The 18,455-nt window shown below is 41.5% G+C and carries 17 protein-coding genes; 5 read left to right on the top strand and 12 right to left on the bottom strand.

Translation table 11 applies throughout. The annotated features are described in order from the left end of the window. Positions 1-29: 29 nt before the first annotated feature. Positions 30-2,060, bottom strand: a complete 2,031-nt coding sequence (locus ABFG93_RS19720) for a peptidoglycan D,D-transpeptidase FtsI family protein (RefSeq protein WP_347549710.1) — start codon at positions 2,058-2,060, stop codon at positions 30-32. 228 nt (positions 2,061-2,288) lie between these two features. Then, a complete protein-coding gene (gene cls / locus ABFG93_RS19715) occupies positions 2,289-3,734 on the bottom strand; it encodes a cardiolipin synthase (RefSeq protein WP_347549709.1) in 1,446 nt (481 codons plus the stop codon). A gap of 193 nt (positions 3,735-3,927) precedes the next feature. On the opposite strand from cls, the gene ABFG93_RS19710 reads away from it, so the two are divergent. Continuing rightward, complete coding sequence (locus ABFG93_RS19710) at positions 3,928-4,071, top strand: hypothetical protein (protein WP_347549708.1); 144 nt, start codon at positions 3,928-3,930, stop codon at positions 4,069-4,071. Positions 4,072-4,245: 174 nt separating this feature from the next. Next, positions 4,246-4,881 carry an FMN-dependent NADH-azoreductase gene (locus ABFG93_RS19705; RefSeq protein ID WP_347549707.1) on the top strand — a complete coding sequence of 212 codons (636 nt, stop codon included), beginning with the start codon at positions 4,246-4,248 and terminating at the stop codon, positions 4,879-4,881. A gap of 73 nt (positions 4,882-4,954) precedes the next feature. Here ABFG93_RS19705 and copZ read toward each other — a convergent pair whose 3' ends face one another. From copZ to ABFG93_RS19690, 3 genes are all read right to left on the bottom strand, one after another. Then, on the bottom strand, positions 4,955-5,164 hold the full coding sequence (gene copZ / locus ABFG93_RS19700) for a copper chaperone CopZ (protein WP_347549706.1): 210 nt from the start codon (positions 5,162-5,164) through the stop codon (positions 4,955-4,957). 191 nt (positions 5,165-5,355) lie between these two features. Beyond that, complete coding sequence (locus tag ABFG93_RS19695) at positions 5,356-5,598, bottom strand: DoxX family protein (protein WP_347552903.1); 243 nt, start codon at positions 5,596-5,598, stop codon at positions 5,356-5,358. Positions 5,599-5,724: 126 nt separating this feature from the next. Next, positions 5,725-7,341, bottom strand: coding sequence for a M20/M25/M40 family metallo-hydrolase (locus ABFG93_RS19690; protein ID WP_347549705.1), 1,617 nt, complete (start codon positions 7,339-7,341; stop codon positions 5,725-5,727). Between the two features lie 150 nt (positions 7,342-7,491). Between ABFG93_RS19690 and ABFG93_RS19685 the strand changes: the two genes are divergently transcribed. Beyond that, on the top strand, positions 7,492-8,277 hold the full coding sequence (locus ABFG93_RS19685; RefSeq protein WP_347549704.1) for a glycerophosphodiester phosphodiesterase: 786 nt from the start codon (positions 7,492-7,494) through the stop codon (positions 8,275-8,277). A 75-nt stretch (positions 8,278-8,352) separates the two neighbouring features. Further along, entirely contained in the window at positions 8,353-9,369 is a 1,017-nt protein-coding gene (gene namA, locus ABFG93_RS19680) for an NADPH dehydrogenase NamA (protein WP_347549703.1), read from the top strand. A 40-nt stretch (positions 9,370-9,409) separates the two neighbouring features. Here namA and rnz read toward each other — a convergent pair whose 3' ends face one another. Then, positions 9,410-10,339, bottom strand: coding sequence for a ribonuclease Z (gene rnz / locus ABFG93_RS19675; protein WP_347549702.1), 930 nt, complete (start codon positions 10,337-10,339; stop codon positions 9,410-9,412). 95 nt (positions 10,340-10,434) lie between these two features. Here rnz and ABFG93_RS19670 point away from each other — a divergent pair, with 95 nt between their 5' ends. Next, positions 10,435-11,031 carry a CPBP family glutamic-type intramembrane protease gene (locus ABFG93_RS19670; RefSeq protein WP_347549701.1) on the top strand — a complete coding sequence of 199 codons (597 nt, stop codon included), beginning with the start codon at positions 10,435-10,437 and terminating at the stop codon, positions 11,029-11,031. A 61-nt stretch (positions 11,032-11,092) separates the two neighbouring features. Here the strand turns inward: ABFG93_RS19670 and ABFG93_RS19665 are convergent, their stop codons facing one another. The 6 genes from ABFG93_RS19665 to ABFG93_RS19640 all read right to left on the bottom strand — a co-directional run bounded on the left by ABFG93_RS19665 (position 11,093) and on the right by ABFG93_RS19640 (position 18,297). Beyond that, positions 11,093-12,370 carry a DNA polymerase IV gene (locus ABFG93_RS19665; RefSeq protein ID WP_347549700.1) on the bottom strand — a complete coding sequence of 426 codons (1,278 nt, stop codon included), beginning with the start codon at positions 12,368-12,370 and terminating at the stop codon, positions 11,093-11,095. A 98-nt stretch (positions 12,371-12,468) separates the two neighbouring features. Beyond that, positions 12,469-12,957 carry a transcriptional regulator, SarA/Rot family gene (locus ABFG93_RS19660; RefSeq protein ID WP_347549699.1) on the bottom strand — a complete coding sequence of 163 codons (489 nt, stop codon included), beginning with the start codon at positions 12,955-12,957 and terminating at the stop codon, positions 12,469-12,471. A 130-nt stretch (positions 12,958-13,087) separates the two neighbouring features. After that, positions 13,088-14,209 (bottom strand): M20/M25/M40 family metallo-hydrolase, encoded by a 1,122-nt coding sequence (locus ABFG93_RS19655; protein ID WP_347549698.1) that lies wholly within the window; start codon positions 14,207-14,209, stop codon positions 13,088-13,090. A gap of 25 nt (positions 14,210-14,234) precedes the next feature. After that, complete coding sequence (locus tag ABFG93_RS19650) at positions 14,235-15,782, bottom strand: acyl-CoA carboxylase subunit beta (RefSeq protein WP_347549697.1); 1,548 nt, start codon at positions 15,780-15,782, stop codon at positions 14,235-14,237. Beyond that, positions 15,782-16,621 (bottom strand): methylmalonyl-CoA epimerase, encoded by an 840-nt coding sequence (mce, locus tag ABFG93_RS19645; RefSeq protein WP_347549696.1) that lies wholly within the window; start codon positions 16,619-16,621, stop codon positions 15,782-15,784. The genes ABFG93_RS19650 and mce overlap by 1 nt, the downstream gene beginning before the upstream one ends. Positions 16,622-16,638: 17 nt before the next feature. After that, a complete protein-coding gene (locus ABFG93_RS19640; protein ID WP_347549695.1) occupies positions 16,639-18,297 on the bottom strand; it encodes an acyl-CoA mutase large subunit family protein in 1,659 nt (552 codons plus the stop codon). Positions 18,298-18,455: the final 158 nt, after the last annotated feature.

The raw sequence follows: 18,455 nt of genomic DNA, 5'->3' as shown, positions 1-18,455 counted from the left end.
GTTAAAGGTGAGGGTTTGTTTTAGTGATTCTATGCAGCTTCTTCTGCCTCTTCGTCTGTTGGCGTAGCTGGTTTAGGCTTTTCTTTCAGATCAAAGTAAGCCTTAAATAATCGTTGAGCAATTTCTTTATTAATCGGTTCTCCGTCATCCGTCATGTCTGGTACTACTACAGCAAGTGCAATTTCAGGGTTTTCATACGGTGCATAACCTACAAAGGTAAGGTTATATTTATCACCTATTTCAGCAGTCCCTGTTTTTCCTGCATGGCTATAATCAGCTCCTTTAAAGTATTTAGTCGCAGTACCATCACTTCCATTGGTTACTCTCCACAGACCATTCTGAACCCTATTAATATCACTGTCACTCATTTGAATGTGGTTCAAAACATTTGTTTCATGCTGTTCAACAATAATATCGGAAAGTCCATTTACGTGTGAGGCTTCATGAACTTCTTTTAAAAAGTGAGGTTGAATTCGCTTTCCTCCATTAGCGATTGTTGAAATATATTGAACCATCTGTAATGGTGTATACGTATCAAACTGACCAATCATCAAGTCCATTAAGTTACCAACCTGTTGGATACCCCCGTTGATACCCGTGGACTCAATCGGCATATCAATACCTGTTTTGGTACCAAGACCAAACTGATTAAAGTAATAGCGAACTTCGCTATAAGCATCTGTATCCCAGGGAATTCCTGCAGTTCTTGGTACATAGTCATAGTTCGCCATCATCATAGCAATACGGAACATGTACACGTTTGATGACCGCTCAAGAGCAGTCACATCATTCACATAGCCAAGATTCGCATATGATGCCTTTGGCATGCCTTCAGCAATTATAATTGGTGTATCATACAAGGTCGTGCCATGGCCAATAACCCCTGCCTCATATCCTGTTAGGACTGATGCTCCTTTTACAGAGGAACCCATCGCATACGATTCTGATAATGTACCGTAAGAATACTCCATATAATCATTTTCTTTTGAATCGTATTTCGTACCTCCAAATGATAAGATCTCACCCGTGTTCGGATTCATCGCAATTGCGAATGCTCGATCAGCTTCAGGATTTCCACTAGCCCTTGCCTTTCTCAATTCTTCTTCAAGAATCACCTCTAGCTCCTGCTGAAGGTCAATATCAACGGTTAGCACAAGATCATTTCCGCGTTTCCCCGGCATAACTTCAGGTTCATCAATAGGCTTCCCGGATTTATCTGTTACGTATTTTTTCATCGCTTTTTGACCTCTTAATAAGGACTCGTACTGCTTCTCAAGGTAGCTAATCCCAACGAGATCGTTCTGTTCATATCCCTTCATGGTGTAGTCCTTTAAGGATTCTTTAGGGATTTGGCCAAGGTTACCGAACATGGTTTCCATTGTTTCACCGTATGGATAGACACGCTCAGCGTCAGGTTGAATGTCAATGCCAGGTAAAGCTTCGAGATTCTCGCTAATTTTAGCGATTTCGTCACGTGTTAATCCTTTCTTTATCGCTTGCGACGATAACGCATATCCCGAATCCATTTCTCTCTTAATCGCAGCGATTTCCATCTCATCTTTGTTAGATGTAATTTCTTTCAGGTCTTCTTCATTAATGCGATCAATTTGAAGCTGATAAGCTTTTTTTGAGCTCAAGTTCGACCATTCTTCTTCAGACAACTTCGCTTTTGCTTTATCCGCCCTTGTAATAATCCAGAAATCCTTTAAATCTCGCTCAGTTACATTATCTGCATCCATTTCAATAAAGGTTGCCAGCTTCTTAGCCACTTCATGCCTCTCCTGCTGTTTAGTACTTTGACTTCGTATATAGGTCAGCGTAAATGTTGGCTCATTATCCACAAGTACTCTGCCATAACGATCATACATCTTCCCTCTTGGAGCAGACGATTTAGCGATTACATTTTCAGTTTGTTCTGAAATTCGCTCAAAATCTTCTCCCTGCACAATCTGAATCACTCCAAGTCTAAGAATTAAAATTGAAAACAGTAGAAATACAAAGAGAAATAATATATTCAGTCGAAACGGCACATGTGTTTTTCTCATTTTCGCTTTAATCATAGCATTTCCCCCGCTATTCATTTTCCTTATCTTCCCAACTATCATAACACAGCTTTGTTAGGACTTTTTTCCTTAAAAGAAAATTAATTCAAATAGAATGTCTGGCGTATACCCATTAGTAATACGATGACCAGGACATAATTGTTTCAACATTCACGCTAATCTCATTAATAGAAAAAGAGGATGCCGTTTAACGACACCCTCTTCCTAAAATTCTAGAATTCCTCGTTATAAAATTGGCGATAGCAACCTAGAAATGGACTCTTTAAATCGAATCCATATTGATCGTTCATGATAGCCTGAATCGGTTAACTCGTCACTTTTTTCCATATCTTTTATGAAAATGGCTTCAAGCTGGCGAGTCATTTCTTCATCGTAAATGAAGGCATTCACTTCGAAATTCAGTCTAAAACTACGCACATCAATGTTCGCAGTTCCCACTGAGGAAATTTCCCCATCAACAGTAATCGTTTTCGCATGGATAAATCCATTTTGATAAATGTATATTCTCGCTCCAGCTTTTAACAGCTCACCAACGTATGAATAAGTGGCCCAGTAAACAAATGGATGGTCTGGCTTATTTGGAATCATCAGTCTTACATCAACACCGCTTAGCGCGGCGATACGAAGCGCATCTAATAGACTCGCATCAGGGATAAAGTATGGTGTCTGTATGAAAACCGTTCGCTTTGCAGATGTAATCAGCTTAATATAACCATTCTTAATTTGTTCCCATTCTGAATCAGGACCACTGCTAACAATTTGGATACCTGCTTTACCAGTTGAAGAAATGACCGGAAAATAATTTTCCTCATAGTCTACTTTAAAATGTGAAGCGTGGTTCCAATCCAATAGAAATCTCGTTTGCATTGCAAGGGCTGCACTTCCTTCTATCCGAAGATGGGTATCGCGCCAATAGCCAAACTTCGGATTTAACCCTAAATACTCATTTCCAACATTAAATCCACCAACATAGCCAAGATTGCCATCAATGATTACTAACTTACGATGATTTCGATAATTCAATCGGGTGTTTACATAAGGAATTCGTGATGGGAAAAAGACTTCAACTTCTCCCCCTGCTTTCATGAGTTCCCTGAAGAAACGCTTTCGAGTTTTTCGCGAACCCATTTCATCATAAAGAACCCTGACTTTAACACCTTCTTGAGCTTTCTCTATAAGCTTATCTACTATTCGCTTACCAAGACTATCTTTCTGGAAAATATAGTATTGGAAATGGATGTGGTCTTTAGCCCTGCCAATGTCTTCAATAAGGGTATCAAATTTCTCTTTTCCATCTGTGAACAATTCAATGCTATTATCCTGAGTTAGAACAGCATCATCATTTACAAGATGCATGTAAATAACATCTTTGTGCTTTGCTATTTCTTCATGCCGGAATGGATAAATACCTTCTTTGATTTCACTAACCTGTTCATCAATCAAATCTTCAATGCCGACTTTTTTAATGTTCTCCCAGTCAAAGAGTCTCCTTCTACTTAAGTTCTGTCCGAATATTAAATACATGATAAAGCCAAGAAACGGAATAAAAAACAGAACCATCAGCCAGGCCCATGTTGCACCGGCATCTTTACGTTCGAGAAAGATTACCACTGTTGCAAATACAAGATTTAGTACAAATAAAATTCCTAGCAAAATCGATATGATATTCATATGCAAAAGCTCCTTTGACGAACGATCAGCCACTAAATCGCGTTAACCATGAACTGGCTCATTTCAGTGTACCTTATTTCTTCCTCGTTATTAAGTCTTATTCCACTGAAAGTAATAGAATACATACATTATTTCTCTTCCATTACAAACCATATCCTGGTTAAATAGACTTATGATGAAAGGAGGAGCTTGGATGAATGAAAAACCTATTCATTTTGATGGAAGCTCTATTCCTCATACATCAACCGTTGACTCGAAACCAGATCAAACTTTTAAAGTAACAGATGAGATGAGAAAAGTGATTAGCTGCAATCCGTATGAACTATCACAGAAGTGATACACCCCAAGATTTGCCGTTGTAGCAAGTCTTTTTCTTTTGTATTCGTTCTTCTAGTAAATGACGTAAGCAGATTAGTTGAGTCTTTTACTTACCTCATATATAATTTACCTTGAATTAAAAATATATTAATTCAAAGCAAATATTTAAGAATTTGAAAGGAATGTTTTCGTAATGGCAAAGGTTCTATATATCACAGCACATCCGCACGACGATACGCAGTCTTATAGTATGGCAGTAGGAAAAGCATTTATCGATACGTACAAAGAGGCAAATGTGAATGATGAAGTTGTCCACATTGACCTATATCGTGAGCACATTCCACAAATCGATGCTGATGTATTCAGCGGTTGGGGTAAACTTCAATCTGGTAAAGGGTTTGAAGAGCTATCCGCAAGCGAAAAAGAAAAAGTACAGCGGCTGAACGAATTGAGCGAAGAGTTCGTTTCTGCTGATAAATATATTTTTGTAACCCCACTCTGGAATTTTTCCTTTCCACCGGTAATGAAAGCTTATCTTGATTCAGTTTCTGTGGCCGGTAAATCCTTTAAGTATACTGAGAACGGTCCTGTTGGACTACTTACTGATAAAAAGGCGATTCACATTCAGGCGCGTGGTGGCGTTTATTCCGAAAGCCCTGCCGCTGAAATGGAGATGGGGCACAGGTACTTCTCAATCATGATGCAATTCTATGGCATCCCTGATTTCGAAGGTCTATTTGTTGAAGGACATAACGCAATGCCTGAGAAAGCAGAAGAAATTAAACAGGATGCAATCGCTCGAGCGAAAGACACAGCACATACCTTTTAAATTACGATAAAAAGGGTATACCTGCAATATTTTATTACTAAAAAACCAGCTGACATGTCAGCTGGTTTTCTAATTATGACTCAACATCATAACCCTGTTCTTCTATCGCCTCATTTAAGTCAGAAGCTGCAACTTTATCTGAGTCATATGTCACATCTGCGTTTCCCTCTTCAAGGTGAACTTCTACTGCCGAAACACCATCAAGTTCGAGAAGAGCTGTACGTACAGCAGATTTACAATGATCACACGTCATACCTTTAATCATGATTGTCTTTTGCTCCATTTAAAAAACTCCCTTCGATTTCCTATGACTACTATTCCCTAATAACCCTTTTAATTAACAATGAAAAGTTGAAAAAAATTGCCTCCATTAAAAGAGTATGGCTAGTTCTCCATACCATTTTTCGGTTTCGATACCCAGATTACCCACCAAATTAAAATCGGTTGGAATAACAGTCTAATCCATAATAAGGTCTAATTGACATCTTCCTGCCCAGGTGCTGGAACACCTACAATAGCAGCATATATATTTGCTGGGAAGATCGCAACGAGATAAATCGCCGTCAAGACCCCAGCCTGATTCCGCGTCCGAGGTACTAGCAGAAGAAAGGCAAGTACGATCTCAAGCAATCCGGTTACGTAAACAAGTCCAAGCCGAAACGGAACCCATCCAGGGACCATTGCCCCAAAGCTCTCGCCTTGAGCAAAATGAGCAATCCCTGCAAATATGAAAAAGAAAGCAAAATTACAAGTGCAACGAAACGAACTGTTTTCTTCATAAAAGACTCCTTTTCAAATCCTCACTCCTATCATAGCAAATTCTTCTACTTTGGAATAAGACGCTTACCTTAACAACTGACGAATCGTGTAAGGCAGCATTTCGTGCAGGGTACCAAACGAATAAGTTAATTCAAGGCGTTCCGTCCATTTATGTGGATCTTTTCCTTTTGGTCCAAGGTTCATCACAGGCACCTTAAGCTGCTCTAGAGCATCGAGCGGCAAATTGTAAGACCGACCATACAGTGGCATGTTATCTTGTAAGGGTCTGATCGTCTCTTTCGTACGTTCAAGTCCAACGAAACTTAAGTCTGATAGCCCTGGAAAGTAATGCTGTGGCTTAAGCGTTACTTCGTGCTCCGACTCACTATGGGAGACAACTCGCTTGATTGTTTCCTGTATAAAAGGATCGTTTCTGGATGATACGGCAGGATAGAACGGCGGATTATAAAATAGAACGATCATCGGCCCGTCATCTTTACATAAAGCCGCAAGGTCAAACACCATTCTTGTTGAAAGATCTCGATCACCAAGATCCTTGAAATTCGCTGTTATATAGTCCTCACGCCGTTTAATCTCCGCTTCACCAAAGAGCTCAACCGCTCGATTATGCAGCTGCTCATAAGTCAGCACCCTCACATGAAAAGGCTTTGGCTCATAGTGTTGAAGCTTAGCGAAGTGCTTTGCTTTTGTTAAATACTGATCTTCTATTCGTTTCGCTGCAACTTTTACTGCTTTCAACAATTGATCGGTAATATCCTGAATAGTACTTTCCATTCCGAGAACGTTAAAAAGGGTAACACCTACATGTGGAATTTGGACCGAATATTCTTCTTTTAGATCTTTTTGCATTAAGTTCGTTGGAGGTGGTGTTACTTCTCCATCTACCACTTCACAAAAATCAGCATTTAGCTCAAGTTCCCTCGTCACTTCCGCCGCCATATAATTCGCATTTAATCCTGAGAATGGCTCCCCAACATGAGTTTCCTGGCCGTAACAGAAAAATCCAGGAAGAAGTTTACCAATGGAACCTGTGTAAACGTATAAGTTCCGGTCACCTGGATAATTTGTAAAAACAGGCTCGGAATTTAAACACGCTGTATACTCCAGCCCATGTTGTTTGGCAAGTTCTACGAGTACAGGCACAGCTTCAATCATACCGAGAGAGTTCACTTCTTCATCTGGAACCGTAAGCAGAAGTATATTGCCATCAAATGCACCCATGCTCGCTTTTTCTAGCATACTCATTTGAAGCGCAAGACCAGCTTTCATGTCCATAACCCCTCGCCCGAAAAGCCACTCTCCAGTCTCAAGGTCCTGCTGAACTTCTTCTGGCATATTATCAAGATTTTTATAAATCTCATCAGTTAAATCATAAGGACTAAAGGCAAGGTTTTTAAACTGACCGTAGTCTTCTACATCGACTACATCAAAATGGCTGATGAGAATAACAGTTTTTTTCGAGGTCCCTTTCTTAACAAGTCCGGTTACAAAAGAGCGTCCGTCACTTGTAGGGTGAAGTGAGAGCTGCTCCGGATTTTCTTGAAAATAAGCTAAATCCTGAAGCTGCAGATGAATATACTCTGCTAGAGCAACTTCAGGATAAGTGCCTGTAACACTTTGATACTCAACAAGTCTCGATAGCAAATACATTAATGTCTCTTTCGTTTGCCATTTCCCCATACCTTCGCCCCCTTATATGTCTGTTTTTTTGCAAATACAACCTGTTTTTGGTAGGTTTAATGGGAATAGACGGACTTTTATGATAGCTTCATCCGTTATCATATTTTATACATACTGTTTCTGAAAAGACCAGAAGAAATGAGGTAGACGATGACAATCATTTTCGCTCATAGAGGAGCAAGCAGACAATGCCCTGAAAACACAATGAGCGCCTATAAACGCGCTGTCGAAATAGGTGCTGAAGGCATAGAAATCGATGTCCAACTGTCCAGAGATGGCATCCCTGTCGTGTTTCACGATCGTACTCTAAAACGAACAACGGCAGGGAAAGGGATTGTAACACAAACAAGCTTCTCAGAACTCAGAAACCTTGATGCGGGTAGCTGGTTTGCACCATCATTTAAAGATGAGAGGATTCCTTCTCTAGAAGAAGTACTTATCTTTGCATCGGAATATCCTGATCTGTGGCTGAACATCGAATTGAAATATTATAATGAGGATGATGATAAACTAGCCAGAGCGACCATTCCACTAATTAAAAAATACCGCTCTTACAAAAACACGGTGATTTCAAGCTTTGAACATGACCGCCTGCTGGAGGTTCATAAATTATGGTCGAAAGTGGAAACAGCACCGCTCTACAAAGGAAACTTACATGAACCATGGCATTATGCGAAGAAATTAAAGGCCGAAGCTCTTCATCCTCACTACAAATCGCTTCACCACTCCCTGATTCAATCAGTCCATTCCCACGGCATCGCGATTCGACCCTACACTGTGAATGATAAGAGATGGATCAGACAATTTCTGGAATGGGAAGTGGATGGTTTGATGACAGATGTGCCTGACCTTGCGCTTGACATCATGAACAATAACCATCTTTCACAGATAAAGAAGCCCTGGTGGAAATATGTATGGACTCTTATAACGAGATAAGCATGATTTGCGACTTATCGAATTGTGCATGCTATACTCTTAGGGACACGAAACATGTACCAAAGGAGAGATACTATGGGATCAGCTTTATTCACACCTTATACAATTAAAAATATAACATTGCCTAATCGAATTGTCATGAGTCCAATGTGTATGTATTCATGCGAAGCACAGGACGGAAAAGCAACAAGTTTTCATTACACGCACTATACATCACGGGCTGTTGGTAGGGCTGGCCTTATTATAACCGAAGCAACTGCAGTGACGGAACAGGGACGTATTTCCCCACAGGATCTCGGAATCTGGAGCGATGAACATATCGATGGGCTAAAAAAGATTGTGCAACTTTCTCAGGAGCAGGGGGCTAAAGTTGGCATTCAGCTCGCACATGCTGGTAGGAAAGCCGTACTCGACGGGCCAATTATTGCCCCATCACCTCTCCCGTTCAATGAGGATATGAAAACACCCGAAGAAATGACAACCAGTCAAATTAATGAAACCATTCACGCCTTTAAAGAAGGCGCAAGACGTGCGAATGAAGCAGGATTTGATGTGATCGAACTTCATGGCGCACACGGGTACTTAATCAACGAATTTTTATCTCCTCTAACCAATAAACGAACAGATGAGTATGGAGGATCAAAAGAGAAGCGCTATCGCTTCTTACGCAAAATCATTTCTGAGGTAAAGGAATTATGGGACGGTCCTCTTTTCGTGAGAATTTCAGCTGACGAGTACCACGAAGATGGAAATACAATGGATGACTTTATCTATTTTTCTAAGGAAATGAAGAATCAGGGTGTAGATATAATCGACTGCAGTACTGGAGGTGTCGTTCCTGCACGTATTAACGCTTATCCAGGGTATCAGGTGACGCATGCTGAGCAAATCCGAAAGCAAGCGGAAATTCCGACTGGCGCTGTTGGGATGATAACACACCCTCTTCAAGCAGAAGAAATTATTCAAAATAACCGTGCTGACCTAGTCTTACTTGCAAGAGAGCTACTAAGGGATCCTTACTGGGCTAGAACTGCTGCAGCTGAACTTGGAGCTGACCTCCAAGCACCAAAGCAATATGAGCGAGGGTGGTAGATAGCGCCTATTAGATGTACAGATAGAAGCAAAAGCCGGCTCAAGAGCCGGCTTTATTTGGTGGGATTTGATAAGTGGTTTGATCTGCTACAATAGTAGAATTAGCAAAGACTGACCTCGCTTCAGCAAGCATGATTTGAAGATCAGAGTCCTGATATCGCGAGCTAATATGATTAATCAACAGCTCTCCCGCTCCTGCTTCGCGCGCAATATGCGCCGCTTGAGTAGTCGTGGAATGGAAATAGTCATAAGCAAGCGATTCCTTTTCCCGGGAAAAGGTAGCTTCATGAACAAGGATATCAGCTTTTTCTGCAAGATCTATTGTTTTTCTGGAGTACCGTGTATCTCCACAAATCACAATACAGCGACCTTTAATAATAGGACCAGTTACCTCATCTGGATGAAGGATCCGACCACTCTCAAGTTCAATGGATTTTCCCTTCTTAAGTTGCTGATAAATAGGACCTGGTTGAACGCCTAACTCCACCAGTTTCTTAACATTCAATGATCCAGACTTATCAGCTTCTTCGATCCGATAGCCGTAGCTTTGAATGCCATGCTCTAGTAATGCCACAGTAATTTTAAATTCCTCTTCTTGAATTTGAATACCATCGCTTATTTCTTCTATACGTAGTGGATAACGCAGATAGGTTTTGCTTAGAGATAACGCGCTATCAATAAAGGCTTTGATTCCCAATGGACCGTAAACAACAACTTCCGTTTCTCCACCTTGAAAAGATCGACTTCCTAATAAACCTGGCAATCCAAATATATGATCACCGTGTAAATGCGTAATGAATAGTTTCGTTATTTTACTAAGTGTTATCGAAGCAGATAGGATCTGGTGCTGAGTGGCTTCTCCGCAGTCAAATAGCCAGATAGCGCCATCATCCAGTCGAAGCGCTGCAGAGCTAACGTTTCGTTTCGTAGAAGGGACACCTGCCCCTGTACCTAGAAATGTAATCTCCACTGTCATCTTCTCCTTTCCAATAAGCACTGCGAGTCGCAAACAACAGTTGTATCCGCTAAACTGTATGTAGAATGTCTCACAGGAGCTGAACGTTTATGTCTACTGCTAAATCACTATCAGGAGCGATTATTCTAGCTCATTTATTATTGTGTCTATCTTTCTTTCTTTATTCTAATCTGTTCTGGCCATTCTTTACTGTTTCGCTACTTAGTCTTGGAATTTTTTCTTTTCGTTCAACAAAGTGGAAAGCTCCTTCAATCAAGCACGCTGTTTTGGGCGTTGGTAGTGGGATCTTACTTTATTTAGTATTCTACTTCGGGAAGTTGATCATGCTGGCTATTTTTCCAGAGTCAATTACTCAATTAGAAGACCTCTATGGTCTTGTCGCTCCAGAAATAGGATGGCATTACCTGAGTCTCATACTCATAATCATCCCCGGTGAAGAATTATTTTGGCGAGGGTTTGTTCAGTATCATCTTGAAAAAATGAACGTCCCTTTTCCCGTTGTGCTCGCTGCCATTTTTTATATGAGTGCGCACCTTTATGCGGGTGCCCTCCTCTTACTAGTAGCTGCATTACTAGCAGGAAGCATATGGGGATACCTATATAAGCGCACAGTTAACTTAACCGTGCCTCTACTCTCGCATCTAGTATTTGATTTACTTTTGCTAGTCTTCTTTCCACTTCTTTAATTTCTTCTAATCTTTCATTTCATCCACCAGGCTCTTCATCTTTTTATGGTAGTGTTGAGCCTTATTCCTTTTTGTTTTTATAATTCCAGAGAAAATCGCGATCAAGACTTGTCCCTCGTCGTTTCTCATCCCGCAGTTTATGACTGCCGTCTCTTCCAAACTGATTTCCTTTTAGAAGCGAACTCTCACCATACTTTGCCCGTATTGATCCAATCGTATTTTGAAGGTTAACTCGTTTTGAATCGGCTTCGAATGAAAACAGATCCAGTTGAACAGTCGCTTCATTTCGATCTACGAGCTGTTGACCCGTGACGCCAAGGAGCCTGATTGGCTGTCCCGACCAGTGTTTCTCAAGTAAGTGCCTTGCTGCTTCCAGAATATCTCCTGATTGTGAGACAGGGTTTTCTAACTTTCTGCTTCTTGTAACTGTGGTTCGATCGTTGTATTTGATTGTAAGCTGAATATTAAAGCTTAAGACTCCTTTTTTGTCCATGCGTTTAGCAACAGAGTCGGATAAATTCGTCAGAGCCACGTTGATTCGCTGGTTGTCAACGAGGTCTTCAGGAAACGTAGTTGAGTTCCCCACACTCTTAAATTCATCTATCGCATTTGGATCAACAGGACGATCGTCTCGCCCATTCGCACGATCGTAAAGTCTTTTTCCATTAATTCCGAGCTTCATTTCAAGCTGAACAGGATTGGCGTGAGCCAGGTCTCTAATCGTTTTAATTTTAAGTTCATGTAATTTCTCTTTTGTTTTCTTTCCTACTCCGTGCATTTCACCTACATCAAGCGGCCATAGCATCGCGTCGAGCTCACGTTTCCTTAGAATTGTAATTCCTAGCGGTTTTTTCATTTCAGAAGCCATTTTTGCAAGAAATTTATTCGGTGCAATGCCTATGCTACAAGGAATACCAATTTCTTTATGAATGCGTTCCTGAATTTCTTTTGCAATAGCGATGGGGCTTCGATTTCCACAGTCGTCTGTTATATCCAAATAACCTTCATCAATCGATACTGGCTGGACGATAGGGGTATAAGACTCGAGTAATGTGAAGATCTGAAGAGATGTTTCTCGATAAAGCGGAAAGTTAGGGGGCATGACAAGAAGCTCTGGACAATATTTCTTCGCTTCCCATACGGGCATTGTTGTTTTTACGCCCTTCGTCCTCGCTTCATAACTACTCGTAACCACAATTCCCCGCCGCTCCTCCACATTACCTGCAATCGCAAGGGGCTTCCCTTGAAGATCAGGATTATAAGCAACTTCAACAGACGCATAGAAACTATTCATATCAACATGGAAAATGATCCGCCCACGCTTACTTTTCTGATCCATCGCTCTCCCCCCTTAACTACCATCCAATTCGACACCATTCGAGCAAAACCGGGTGGTGCCTGTCACCACAAAACAAAAGACAGGATGGCCATCCTGTCTTAAGTGGTCGGAACTTTGGGCTTTTCGACCCATTTCACAAATTCATGACCATGGAAGTGCTTGTTGAAGTCCATCTGGAATTGATACATGGCATCAAGGAACTCTGCATTTTCCTGTGATTGGTTTCTATATTCATCAAGGTATTTCATGACTGCATAAGAATACCTGGCACTAGCATCAATTTTCTCCTGGCCTTCTTCTGTAAGACTGACATAAGATACTCGTCTGTCATTCGACTTCTTATCAAGTCTGACGTACGCTTTGTTTTTCAATCGCTTTAACACCTGCATCACAGTCGAAACATCCCATAGCCCAATTTCAGAAATTCTCGTAATGGTTACTTCTTTTTCTATATAAACGATCCACATCACATGCTGTTCGGCTTGCGTGAGCCCGATTGCTCTTGCGTTTTTCTGCCATTCATTCTCCAGCACTTTGTATGTTCCACGCATATAGTTCATGAGTTTGTGAGTTTGAATAGAGTCCATCTAAACACCGCTTCCAATTCATTAATATAATTATACTAATCTATTTTAACATATTATAGGAACTGCGCCACAGACATGAGCACATGAAAAAAGAACATTGTCAAAAAGATGACAATGTTCTTGAAAATTTTTAACCATTCGCTACTTCTTTAATAATCGATACAACAGCTTCAGAAACCTTAACTAATTCTTTCACTGGCATACGCTCATTTTTAGTGTGGATTTCTTCATATCCAACAGCAAGGTTCACCGTTGGAATACCATGCCCTGCAATCACATTCGCGTCACTACCTCCACCACTTGTAAGAAGCTCTGGCGTGCGGCCAATTTTCTCCATTGCTTTTTTAGCGACTTCAACAACATGGTCGCCTTCACTGAATTTAAAGCCTGGATACATCACTTGAATATCCAGCTCAACAGAGCCACCCATGTTTGAAGCGGTTGATTCAAACGCATTCTTCATCTTTTCTACTTGTGCTTCCATCTTCTCAGGAACTAGAGAACGTGCTTCAGCAAGAACTTCAACATAGTCGCATACGATGTTTGTCTGCGAACCACCTTCAAAGCGACCTATGTTTGCAGTCGTTTCGTTATCAAGACGGCCAAGTGGCATTTTCGCAATCGATTTAGCTGCCATCGTTATTGCCGAAACACCTTTTTCAGGTGCTACACCAGCATGTGCAGTTTTACCGTAAATCGTTGCCTTTATTTTTGCTTGAGTAGGAGCAGCTGTAATGATTTTGCCAACTTCCCCATCACTGTCAAGTGCGTAGCCAAACATAGCAATTAATTTTGAAGGATCTAGTACTTTTGCTCCCTGAAGGCCAGATTCTTCTCCAACTGTAATAATAAACTGGATCGTACCATGCTCAATATTTTGTTCTTTAAGGACGCGGATCGCCTCGAACATTGCTGCAAGGCCTGTTTTATCATCAGCACCCAGAATTGTCGTACCATCTGTCCAAATGTAGCCGTCTTCAATTGTCGGTTTAACGCCTTTACCAGGAACAACGGTATCCATATGAGAAGTAAAGTAGATCGGATCTGCACTTTCAACTGTGCCTTTAAGTGTGCAGATTAAGTTCCCTGCTTCATGATCTGTTTTATCAGCAGCGTCGTCTTCTTCTACTCCAACGCCAAGTGCTGTGAACTTCTCTTTTAAAATGGCAGCAATTTTCTTCTCGTGTTTTGTTTCTGAGTCAATTTGGACAAGTTCTAAAAATTCGTCCACTAATCTTTGTTCATTAATCATGCTGTTGTGCCTCCCGGGATTCGGTTTAAAGTGGTATGTTTCCATGCTTTTTCTTAGGGCGCTCTTCCTGCTTATTTCTCATTAGTTCTAGAGCTTCAATAAGCTTGATTCTCGTTTCTCTTGGATCAATCACATCGTCTACCATCCCACGTGAAGCTGCTATGTAAGGGTTGGCAAATTTCTCACGATACTCTTCAATTTTCGCAGCTCGGGTTTCCTCTGGATGATCGCTCTCGTTAATTTCTCTAGCGAAAATAACGTTCGCTGCACCTTCTGGCCCCATAACGGCTATTTCCGCATTTGGCCAGGCGTATACGAGATCTGCTCCAATCGATTTTGAATTTAAGGCAACATATGCTCCTCCATACGCTTTTCTTAGTATAACCGTAATTTTAGGAACTGTTGCTTCTGAGTAGGAATACAATATTTTCGCACCGTGGCGGATAATTCCTCCATGCTCTTGCTTAATGCCAGGGAAAAATCCAGTTACATCTTCAAAAGTGATAAGTGGAAGATTAAATGAGTCACAGAAGCGAATAAACCTTGAAAGCTTGTCTGAGGAATTGATATCAAGTCCCCCTGCCATTACTTTTGGCTGGTTACAAATCATTCCGACGGTTTCTCCTTTAATTCTTGCAAAGCCGATGACGATATTCTTCGCAAAATGCTCTTGCACTTCCATGAATGAATCTTGATCTACGACTGAATCGATAACATTTCTAACGTCATAAGGTCTAGTAGAGTCAAATGGAACGATATCGGCAAGATCTGGACAGAAATCATCACGTTCAGAGCTTTCTTTAACGGGACTTTTCTCTTGGTTATTAAGTGGCAGATAATTCACAAGTTGCCGAACACTTGCAAGAACTTCCGCTTCCGTTTTTCCAGTAAAATGTGCGTTACCACTCTTTGAGCGGTGGACTTTTGCGCCACCAAGATCTTCTGCTGAAATCTTCTCGCGTGTTACTGTCTCGATTACCTTTGGCCCCGTAATGAACATCTGACTCGTGTCCTCGACCATAAAAACAAAATCAGTAATAGCAGGTGAATAAACAGCTCCACCTGCACAGGGTCCCATTATAACGGAAATTTGAGGGATGACTCCAGAATAAATTGAATTGCGGTAGAAGATATGTCCATATCCATCCAATGATACCACACCTTCTTGAATTCTCGCACCTCCAGAGTCGTTCAAGCCTATGATGGGCGCTCCATTACGTGCAGCAAGATCCATTATGTTCGCCACCTTTTTGGCATGCATTTCACCCAATGCACCGCCAAAAACAGTAAAGTCCTGTGCAAACACATAAATGGGCCTTCCATCCACTTTCCCATACCCGGTCACAACCCCTTCACCCGGTGCGCGCTTATCAGCCATACCGAAATCCTGTGATCGATGCTCAATAAAGGAATTAAGTTCAACAAACGTCCCAGGATCTACAAGCAAATCAATTCGTTCTCTAGCTGTAAGCTTTCCTTTTTCATGCTGTTTATTGATTCGCTCGTCTCCACCACCAAGCTCTACCTCTCTACGTCGATCGTATAGTTCATTAATTTTATCGTACATATCCATTATTCTGCCTCCTTCGTATCCTTTTCACATAGCTCGTAAAGTACTCCTCCTGTTGACTTTGGATGCAAAAAAGCAATATTGGCTCCTCCGGCTCCTTTTACAGGTGTTTCATGAATGAGCTTGATCCCATTTGATGATAGTTCACGCAGCCGTTCTTCAATGCGATCATCCGCAAGGGCGATATGGTGAATGCCTTCGCCTCTTTTTTGGATAAAAGACGCAATCGGACTTTCTTCACTCAACGGCTCGAGAAGTTCAAGCCGCGATTCGCCAATTTTCATGAATGCCACTTTTACCCCTTCGGAGGCAACTTCTTCGATTGCCTCAAGTTTTAGATGAAGATGGTTTACATAGAACGGGAGCGCTTCTTCAAGAGAAGAGACAGCAATTCCGATGTGATCAATTTTCTTCGGTGGTTCTTTCACTGTTTGCTGCACACCGTCTCGTTCGAAAACAGCCTTTTCAATAAATACCGCCGTATCTTTTGTTGGTGTACCCGGAGTAAACACCTTCTGAATCCCTTTGGATTCTAGAAACGGGATGTCTTCCCATGGAATAACACCACCACCGACCACAATAATATCCCCTGCTCCCCTTTCATTTAGCATGGATACGATCTCCGGAAACAGTTCATTATGCGCGCCTGACAAACAAGATAGTCCAATCGCATCCACATCCTCCTGAATGGCAGCAGCCACAATTTGCTTAGGAGATTGCCTTAATCCTGTATAAATGACTTCCATCCCATAGTCACGAAGCGCCTGCGCGACAACCAGTGCACCCCGGTCATGACCATCCAGTCCTGGTTTAGCAATTAATACGCGAATTTTCTTCTTCATGTCTCTTCACTCCCTGATTAAATTCCTGTATACTCACCAAATTCGTTACGAAGGACACCACAGATTTCTCCTACCGTACAATAATCTCGAACGCAATCAATGATAAGCGGCATCAGGTTCGCATCTCCTTGTGCACCGCTCCTTAATTCTTCTAACCGAGCGCTCGCTCGGTTTTGATCTCTTGATGAACGTAGCCCTTCTAATTTCTCGATTTGTTTGCGCTGAAGCTCTGGATCAATACGGTGAAGTTCAGGCCTCGGCTCATCTTCTAGCGTGTATTTATTCATACCAACGACCACTTCTTCGCCGCTCTCAATTTTCTTTTGCGTCTCATATGCAGCCTGGTGAATTTCACGTTGCATATACCCCTGTTCAACGGCAGAAACTGCGCCGCCCATGTCATCAATCTTCCGAATATAATCAAACACATATTCTTCTAACTGATCTGTTAATTGTTCAATATAATAAGAACCACCAAGTGGATCTACCGTGTCAGTAACCCCGCTCTCATTTGCTATAATCTGCTGTGTCCTGAGGGCAATTCTCGCTGAATCTTCTGTCGGAAGGGCTAGTGCTTCATCTTTTGCATTTGTATGCAAGCTTTGCGTTCCACCTAACACGGCAGCTAGCGCCTGAATGGTCACTCGAATGATGTTGTTATCGGGTTGTTGGGCTGTTAATGTTGATCCTGCGACCTGAGTATGAAAACGTAATTGAAGACTCTTCAGTTTCACAGCACCGTACCGCTCTCTCATAATCTTTGACCATATTCTTCTCGCAGCCCGGAACTTGGCTACTTCTTCTAGAAACTGATTATGCCCGTTGAAAAAGAAAGCAAGTCGAGGAGCAAAGTCATCTACTTTTAACCCTGTTGCGATTGCAGCATCTACGTAAGCAATTCCATTTGCAATGGTAAAAGCAAGTTCCTGTGCAGCAGTAGAACCCGCTTCACGAATGTGATAGCCTGAAATACTAATCGTATTCCAGCGTGGAACATGTTCAGCACAGTATGCAAAGATATCGGTAATCAGTCTCATTGAAGGTTTCGGCGGGAATATGTAAGTTCCCCTTGCAATATATTCTTTTAAGATATCATTTTGTATCGTTCCTGAAATTTCTTTTTGAGAGACTCCCTGCTTCTCAGCAACAACGATGTACATTGCGAGTAGAACCGAGGCAGGCGCATTAATTGTCATTGAGGTGCTTACTTTATCAAGAGGAATGTCTCGTAAAAGCGCTTCCATATCATCGAGTGAATCAATGGCAACCCCGACTTTCCCTACTTCTCCTTTTGCCATCATGTCATCTGAATCATAACCAATTTGAGTCGGAAGATCGAAAGCAACAGATAATCCTGTTTGCCCCTGATCGAGTAAATAGCGAAAACGGCGGTTTGTCTCTTCTGCAGATCCAAACCCTGCATATTGTCGCATGGTCCACGTTCTGCCTCGATACATAGTCGGTTGTATGCCACGTGTATAAGGGTACTGGCCAGGTAATCCAAGCTTTTCCATGTATTCCTTATCAAGCTGTTCCGGATGTCCCAGACGATCTATATCGATTCCAGAGCTTGTCTTAAAAACTTCCTTCTTCTCTGGAAATTTCTCAATCAATTTCTCTGTCATGGCTTTCCATTCTTCATATTGCTTTTCGAATTCTTGGTGATCTGTCGCCATCTCCATTCCTCCCTGGTAGTCATGCTATAGTAGAATATTATCGAAATTCAGATGTCTAACTTATACTTTATTCTTTATTAAGTAAGCGTTTTCCTGCATGAATTAAAAAATTGTCGATTTCGGGAACAATTGTCTTTTCTAAAATTTCAGCAGATGTG

The organism is Pseudalkalibacillus hwajinpoensis, assembly GCF_039851965.1.
In the GTDB taxonomy this organism is placed as follows: Bacteria; Bacillota; Bacilli; order Bacillales; family Guptibacillaceae; genus Guptibacillus; species Guptibacillus hwajinpoensis_E.
Note: the sequence above shows the minus strand (reverse complement) of the source record. Positions and strands in the feature narration are given on the sequence as shown.